This window comes from Microbacterium suaedae (assembly GCF_003254645.1).
GTDB lineage: Bacteria > Actinomycetota > Actinomycetes > Actinomycetales > Microbacteriaceae > Microbacterium > Microbacterium suaedae.
The window spans coordinates 601532-608103 of record NZ_PNFD01000003.1 but is presented as its reverse complement, the minus strand read 5'-3'; the positions used below and the strand labels follow the sequence as shown (position 1 = coordinate 608103).

At 68.1% G+C, this 6572-nt stretch carries 5 protein-coding genes; 1 reads left to right on the top strand and 4 read right to left on the bottom strand.

Translation table 11 applies throughout. The features are described 5' to 3' along the window. Positions 1-73: 73 nt before the first annotated feature. From C0012_RS12285 to C0012_RS12275, 3 genes are read right to left on the bottom strand one after another with little or no spacing between them, the layout of a single operon-like run. Positions 74-1363 (bottom strand): ABC transporter substrate-binding protein, encoded by a 1290-nt coding sequence (locus C0012_RS12285; RefSeq protein ID WP_110587897.1) that lies wholly within the window; start codon positions 1361-1363, stop codon positions 74-76. Positions 1364-1367: 4 nt separating this feature from the next. Beyond that, positions 1368-3278, bottom strand: a complete 1911-nt coding sequence (locus tag C0012_RS12280; protein WP_110587898.1) for a DUF2264 domain-containing protein — start codon at positions 3276-3278, stop codon at positions 1368-1370. Beyond that, positions 3275-4285 carry a hydroxyacid dehydrogenase gene (locus C0012_RS12275; protein ID WP_110587899.1) on the bottom strand — a complete coding sequence of 337 codons (1011 nt, stop codon included), beginning with the start codon at positions 4283-4285 and terminating at the stop codon, positions 3275-3277. Before C0012_RS12275 ends, C0012_RS12280 begins: the two co-directional genes overlap by 4 nt. A gap of 161 nt (positions 4286-4446) precedes the next feature. On the opposite strand from C0012_RS12275, the gene C0012_RS12270 reads away from it, so the two are divergent. Then, positions 4447-5550, top strand: a complete 1104-nt coding sequence (locus C0012_RS12270; RefSeq protein WP_110587900.1) for a substrate-binding domain-containing protein — start codon at positions 4447-4449, stop codon at positions 5548-5550. A 69-nt stretch (positions 5551-5619) separates the two neighbouring features. Here C0012_RS12270 and C0012_RS12265 read toward each other — a convergent pair whose 3' ends face one another. Next, entirely contained in the window at positions 5620-6528 is a 909-nt protein-coding gene (locus tag C0012_RS12265; RefSeq protein ID WP_162621747.1) for a serine hydrolase, read from the bottom strand. Between the last annotated feature and the right edge of the window lie 44 nt (positions 6529-6572).

Sequence of the window (6572 nt, the reverse complement as noted above, 5' to 3'; positions counted from 1 at the left end):
GTTGTCGTGGTCATCGTTCTCCTTCAACGAGGGGTGCGCCGACCGGCCGGGACCGGCCGGCGCACAGGGCCGGTCACTCCTCGCCGACCTCGTTCGCGACGCGCTCCTCCGCCTCAGCAATCGCATCATCGATGTCCGCAGATCCCGACATGACGGCTGTATGCAGATCGAGCAGGATGTTCCGCACGGGAGCAGTCCGCGGCGATGCCACATTCACGGAGCGGGTGTCGTGATCGGTCACCGTGCGATGGGACAGTTCATCGTCCGGCGCGGTGTCGGCCGACAAGAAGGCGCCGACGACATCGTCGCTGGTGAACGCGGGCATGATCCCCGCATTCGCAAGGTCCATCGCGGCGTCCTCGCTCGCGGCGTAGGCGAGGAACTCCTTCGCGAGCTCCTGCTTCTCCTCGGAGATGCCCGTGTTGATGCCGAAACCGGTCGGATCCCCGAAGGTCACCGGCTTCGCTCCGGCACCCGTCGTCGACTCATCGCTCTGCGGAAGCGGTGCGATGCCCCACGCGAAGCCGTCGGCGTCCCCGCTCTCCTGCTGCTGAATGAGCGCTCCCGTGTACCAGGTGCCCATGGGCATCATCGCGGTGCGCTGGGATCCGAACTCACCCTGGTAGGTGAGCTGGTTCGCCGTCACGGTGTTGAAGCTCTCCTGCAGGCCTTCCTCCGACAGCAGCAGGGAGCGCTCGTAGTAGGGCGCGAGATAGTCGTACTCACCATCCAGGACATCCTTTCCCTGCTGAGACGTGGCGGTATCCTGCACCGGACCCTCCCAGAGGTGCTGGTAGGCCGCCTTCGCTGGCGTTCCCGCCGCGTCGAGCCCCTCCTTGAGGTCGCGCGCCACATCGACGTAGTCGTCCCATGTCCACGTGCCATCGGGGTACTCGACGCCGGCTTCGTCGAAGAGATCCTTGTTGTAGAACAGCACCCATGAGTCCTGTCGGTACGGGGTCGCATACGGAACACCGTCGACCTCGTAGGCGGCTGTGCCACTCACGGCATCGGGGAGGTCGATATCGGACACGTCACGGAGCTGCCCGCCCTCGACCAGGGCCGGGAGCCCGACGATCGCCTTCTGGGCGATGACGTCCGGGGCTGAGCCCGCCGCCAGGTCAGCCGTGAGGAGGGTGTCGTACTCGGACGGGTCGTAGTACGTCACCTCGACCGTCACGCCGTCGTGGCTCTTCTCGAAGCCTTCGGCCAGCAGATCGAACTCCGGCGTGGCCTTCTGAGCCCAGCCCGAGATCGTGAGGATGCTCGGGTCGTCGGATTCGGATGCGGAACCGGTGGCCGAGCAACCGGCAAGGACCAGGGCCGCAGCGGCGACCGTTCCAGGGAGGAGAAAACGCTTCATCGCGCTACCTTTCTTCGTGTGCAGAGGTGTGGCACCAGGTGCCGGGGAGGACATGCGTTGACGACCCGGTTCCCCAGCGGATCGTCCAGGACGGGGCAGCGCCCGATACGGTCGGAGGCGAATCGGTGCGTTCCGCCACCCCGAGCGAGAGAGCGGCGATCTGCCAGTCACCTGTCACCGTTCCGAGGGCATAGGGGACGATGGTGTCGCCGTCGAGAGGGGTGACGTCGCCCACGTGGGCGACTTCGACACGATCAAGACCGCGGACCGGGACGACGCGGGTTTCGAGGCCCGTCTCGCCCGTGACGCCCCATCCCCCGATCCGAACCGTGAGATCGGAGGCCCCGGAGTCGACGTGCACCCGGACGAACCGCACCTCCCAGCTGCCGCGGACGACGGACACGATGTCGATCCAGGGTCCGAGCTCTGTCTCCAGCGCCGCGTCTCCGTGCCCGTGATCTGCGTGGCCGGCCAGACGGAGCGGCCAATGCGCGCGCGAACGCGACGACGCGATCGCGGTGGCCTCGTCGAGCACCGCGACCCTTCCACGCGCGAAGCCCGAACGATGGCTGGCCTTGCCCTCTCGCAGCACGCCGACGTGCTGGTCGAGGGGATCGATCACGTGCTCGCCTCGCAGCACGGGGAACGTCGCGGTCGAATAGCCGAGCTTCGCGTACAGCGGACCGTCCGGCTGATACTCACCCTCATTCTTGTGATCGGTACCGTGGTTGACCACGCGGACGATCCCGTCCGCCGAGCCGGACGCGACCCAGCCCGGCGCAGAGATCGCGCGGACGAACGGTCCGCGATCGGCGGGAAGCGGTCGCTCCTTGGCGGTCCAGACGGGGTGTTCGGGCGGGAGGGCGATGCCGAGCAGCCCCTTCGCCGCCCAGTGGGGAGACCCCGGCCCCGAGTACACCTGTGCGAGGTCGCGCCACGCGCCGTGCCAGCCGAGCGTGAGCAATCCGTTCGCGTCCGGCGCGCCCTGGCGCACGAAGTGTGCGACCTGTCCGATCGCGGCGCGACGAAGGAGTCCGGGATCGTGCCGGCTCGCCCCGGAGAAGGCAGCCGCCCATGCGGGCCCGGCGGTCGCGAATCGGTAGACCAGACTCCGTCCCTGCGCCAGGGGCGCCCCGTCGGCCCCGATGAGGTGGAGCGAATCGTCGAGATAGTCGTCGAGCGCGGTGCGGTATCGAGTCGCGCGTGCGGCCCAGGCAGGGTCGTCGCCGACCATGTCAGCCCAGATGATCGGATAGAGGCGAAGTGCCCACCCGCTGTAGTGGTCGTATGCGCGGGATGAACCGTCGGACGACCACCCGTGTTCGCGCTCAAACCCGTCCAGCAGCGCGAAGTCCTCATCGATGTCAGATGCACTGTATTCGGCGCCGACATTCGCGAGGAACTGCTCGACGACGATACGGAACCATGCCCAGTTGCTCGGCGGATATGCGCCGCCGATGAACCCCGATAGATAGTCGACGACGTTCCCGCGCGCGCGGTCATCGAGACGCGCCCAGACCTGATCGCGAGCGATGTGCAACCCGAGCGCAAGCGCCGCCGCCTCCACCTTCGCCTGGCCGACATCCTCGAGTCGCGGCCACCGTTCGGAAGAGTCGGAGTCAACCCCGGAAGCGATCCCGCGCGCGAATCGATCCGCGAGCTCGGAGGTGCCCACCGGATCTCCGGCGATGCGGAAGGCGGCGGTCATGAAGGTGCGTGCGAATCCCTCGAGCCCGTCGACATCCGGACCGTTCCCGCCCGGGGCCCCGGGGTATGCGATCCGCGCGCCACCAGGGCTCGTGTAACGGATCGCGCCGTCGAGCAGACTGTCGGCAACCTGCAGGAGGTGCTCCCGTCGCCATCCCGTGTATGGCGAGATCTCCCGATCGAGCGCCGGCCATGCACGCGCCATCATGCTGTCACCGCCATATCCTGGGGCCGGACTCTGCGCAGCGGCTCCCTCCCCGCCGCATAGGCCTCGAGTTCTTCGATCGCGGCGTCGGCGAGACGACGGGTCTCGCTGCCGGTCGAGCCGGCCAGATGCGGCGTGACGGCGACGTTCGGGAGCGCGAGGAGCGGCGACGTCGCGGGGAGCGGCTCCGGCTCGGTGACATCGAGGATCGCGTCGATCCGTCCGCTCCGACACTCGTCGATCAGGGCGTCGTGGTCGAGGAGCGAACCGCGCGCGGTGTTGATCACGAGCGCACGGTCTCGCAGCGCGGCGAGCTCCGTGCGTCCGATCATGTGGCGCGTCGACGGCAGAGCCGGGGCGTGCAAAGACAGCACGTCCACGGTCGGAAGCATCTCCTCCAGAGCGACGAGCTCCGCCCCCGCCGCGGCGACCTCCCCCGCATCCGCATACGGATCCGCGACGAGAATCCGTGCCTCGTCGAGTCCGCGCAGTTTGCCGACCACCCTGCGGCCAGTGCGCGAGAACCCCACGACGCCGATGGTGCGATCGAGATTGCTGTAGCCCACCCGTGGTGGATTCGGGGCCCGCCCGTCCGGGAGCGTTGCCGTCCGGGCATGGAAGAAGGCCCGCTTGCTCCCGAGCACGATCGCGGCATAGGCGTATTCGGCGACCGGGATCGCGTTCGCATCTGCCGCCGTCGTGACGACGATGCCGCGTTCCCACAGCGCGTCGCTCGCGAGACCCCGAACCGTCCCTGCCGCATGGAAGACAGCGCGAAGACGGGGCATCCGCTTCAGCATCTCGTCGTCCAGTCTCGGCGCGCCCCACGAAGTGACCAGCACCTCGGTCTCAGCCAGTGCGGCACGGTGGCCTGGCGCCGAGAGATCCTCGAGGAACAGTGGTCGCGGGGCGTCCACCACACGCGCGATGCGCGCGATCCGAGCGTCGTCGAACAGGAGCTCGAACGTGGCGCGCGTCATCGCGAGGTGCGTACGTGGCGCGTGCGGCATGGGCTCTCCTTCGAACACCGGTGTTGCGCAGATGTGCTCCTCTCAGTAATCCTTCAAAAGTGAACACATTCAAGCGAAATAGACATGATTAAACATGGTCAAACAGACTCAAACATTCATCACCCCGAGTTCGGCAGCGTCTCGCACGGTGGTTGAGCCTGATGACTGAACGATCGGGCTCCTTCGGGCTCTCGCGACGAGAACGGATCCTGAACGAGCTGCGACGCACGGGAGAGGTGCACGTGAGCACCCTCGCGCACGACTTCGGGGTGACCGACATGACGGTCCGGCGAGACATACAAGCGCTCGCAGACGCTGGCCTCGCGACGCGCGTGCACGGCGGCGCGACGTTGCGCAGCGAGCTCGACACGACGACCGCGGTGCACCGCCAATCGGATGTTCCGATGCATCGCGTCGGCATCGTGGTCCCGTCGCTGGACTACTACTGGCCCCAGGTCATCCTCGGCGCGCGCTCGGCCGCGCCCAGCAAACGCATCCAGCTCGTGCTGCGCGGAGCGAGCTACACGGTCGAGGACCAACGCCGGCAGATCGAGTCGCTGGTCGCCGGCAACGCCGTGCACGGACTCATCGTGGCGCCAGAAGTCGGCGGAGATGAAGGGAAGTCCCTGTTGGAGTGGCTCAACCGACTTCCGATCCCGGTCGTACTCGTCGAGCGACGCGCCCCCGCAGATCTCGAACTGTCCCGGCTCGAGTGGGTGGCGACCGACCATGCGCTCGGGGGCGAGCTCGCGCTGAGGTATCTGGCTCGACAAGGGCACCGCCGGCTCGGCATCATGACCTGGTTTGACTCTCCGACATCAGGACCGCTGCGGAAGGGATGGCGACGTGCGTCACGCGACCTCGACCTGCCGATCGTCATCGACGAGCACGCACCGGGGAACGACCAGACGATGGCGGGACGCATCGATGTGTTCATGCGACTGCTCACACGAGCGCGGCAGGAGGAATGCACGGCGATGCTGGTACACAACGATCCGCAGGCGATCTTGCTGCAGCAGGCGGCCACCGACGCCGGCATGCATCTGCCCGATGACCTCGCGATCATGGCCTACGACGACGAGGTCGCGGAGGGCGCGGAGCTGCCGCTCACGGCACTGCGACCGGCCAAGGAGCATGTCGGTCGCCGATCCGTCGAGGTGATCGCGGCGCGCCTCGAGGAGGGGCGGGCACGGCCCGTCGAACGCCTGCACATCGTTCCCGAGCTCCGTGAACGCGCGTCGACTCCGTCACTGCACCCGCGGTGAAACAGGCAGGTCCGCTCGCGCGAGCGACTCTTCTCGTATCCGATGCCGAGGACGCCTCGAGCCCCGCTCCTACGCGACGATCTCGAGAATGTCCTCGCCCAGGGTCCGGAACGCGGCGTGCACGCGGTGGCGGGTGACGAGTGACGCGTCGCCGCACGTGACGAAGAGCGCGAAGGTGAGGGCCGCGCGACGGCCCAGCACGATCCCCGCTTCTGCGAGCACGCCCTCCGCACGCCCGAGCTGATTCAGGAAGATGAGGTCGGGCACATCGGCGGCGGGGTACGGATCCACCGCAAGGGGAGCACCGACGAGACTCACGTCGCGCCGCCGCGCGAAGAGCGCCGCGAGGCGATCGATCGCACCGCTGGGGAGGCCCTCGCGGCGTGCGAGCCTCGCAAACAGATCGGCGTATTCGCGGGTCGTGCCGATCGCGACGTGCGGCGCGTCGTCGGGCCCGCGATCGCCGCGGAAGCGGTCGAGGACGGCGGATCGCGTCATTCCGAGTTCGGCCATGCGTCGTGTGACCGCTTCGAGCCCCACGGCGTCGAGCAGGGCGTTCACGGCCTCGCGATCGTCGTTCGCCGCCGCGAGAACCGCCACATCCGCGAGCGACAGCTTCTCCTGATCGAGGTGGCGCCACACCCCTCCCCCCGAGACGTCGTCGCCACGTGAGAGCAGCGTTCCCGGGTCGAGGCTTCCCTCTTCGAGCCGGACCGCGACCTCCACAAGGATCGGAAGTGTGCACAGATCGGAGACGGGCATGACGACGTGGCTGTCGGCGGAGAAGATCACCTGCCCCGTGTCCGCGTCAGACACGTACGCGCTCACCTCGGCACCCGAGCGCGCAAGCTCATCAAGAGCCCGCACGGTCGCCACCAGGCGCCGCGGACCCGACGGGCGCCGCCGCGCTCGCCTCGTCCTGCCGCTGCGTCGCTCCCCCCGCAGCGACGCAGACCGGATCTCGGGCTCTGTGGCCACTTCGTCTCCTCGAAGTGCCGCACGGCGAAGCGCGGCAGTGGTCT

Coding starts and splice junctions, on each gene's coding strand:
- C0012_RS12285 (WP_110587897.1), bottom strand. CDS start 1,363: ATGAAGCGTTTTCTCCTCCCTGGAACGGTCGCCGCTGCGGCCCTGGTC.
- C0012_RS12280 (WP_110587898.1), bottom strand. CDS start 3,278: ATGATGGCGCGTGCATGGCCGGCGCTCGATCGGGAGATCTCGCCATAC.
- C0012_RS12275 (WP_110587899.1), bottom strand. CDS start 4,285: ATGCCGCACGCGCCACGTACGCACCTCGCGATGACGCGCGCCACGTTC.
- C0012_RS12270 (WP_110587900.1), top strand. CDS start 4,447: ATGACTGAACGATCGGGCTCCTTCGGGCTCTCGCGACGAGAACGGATC.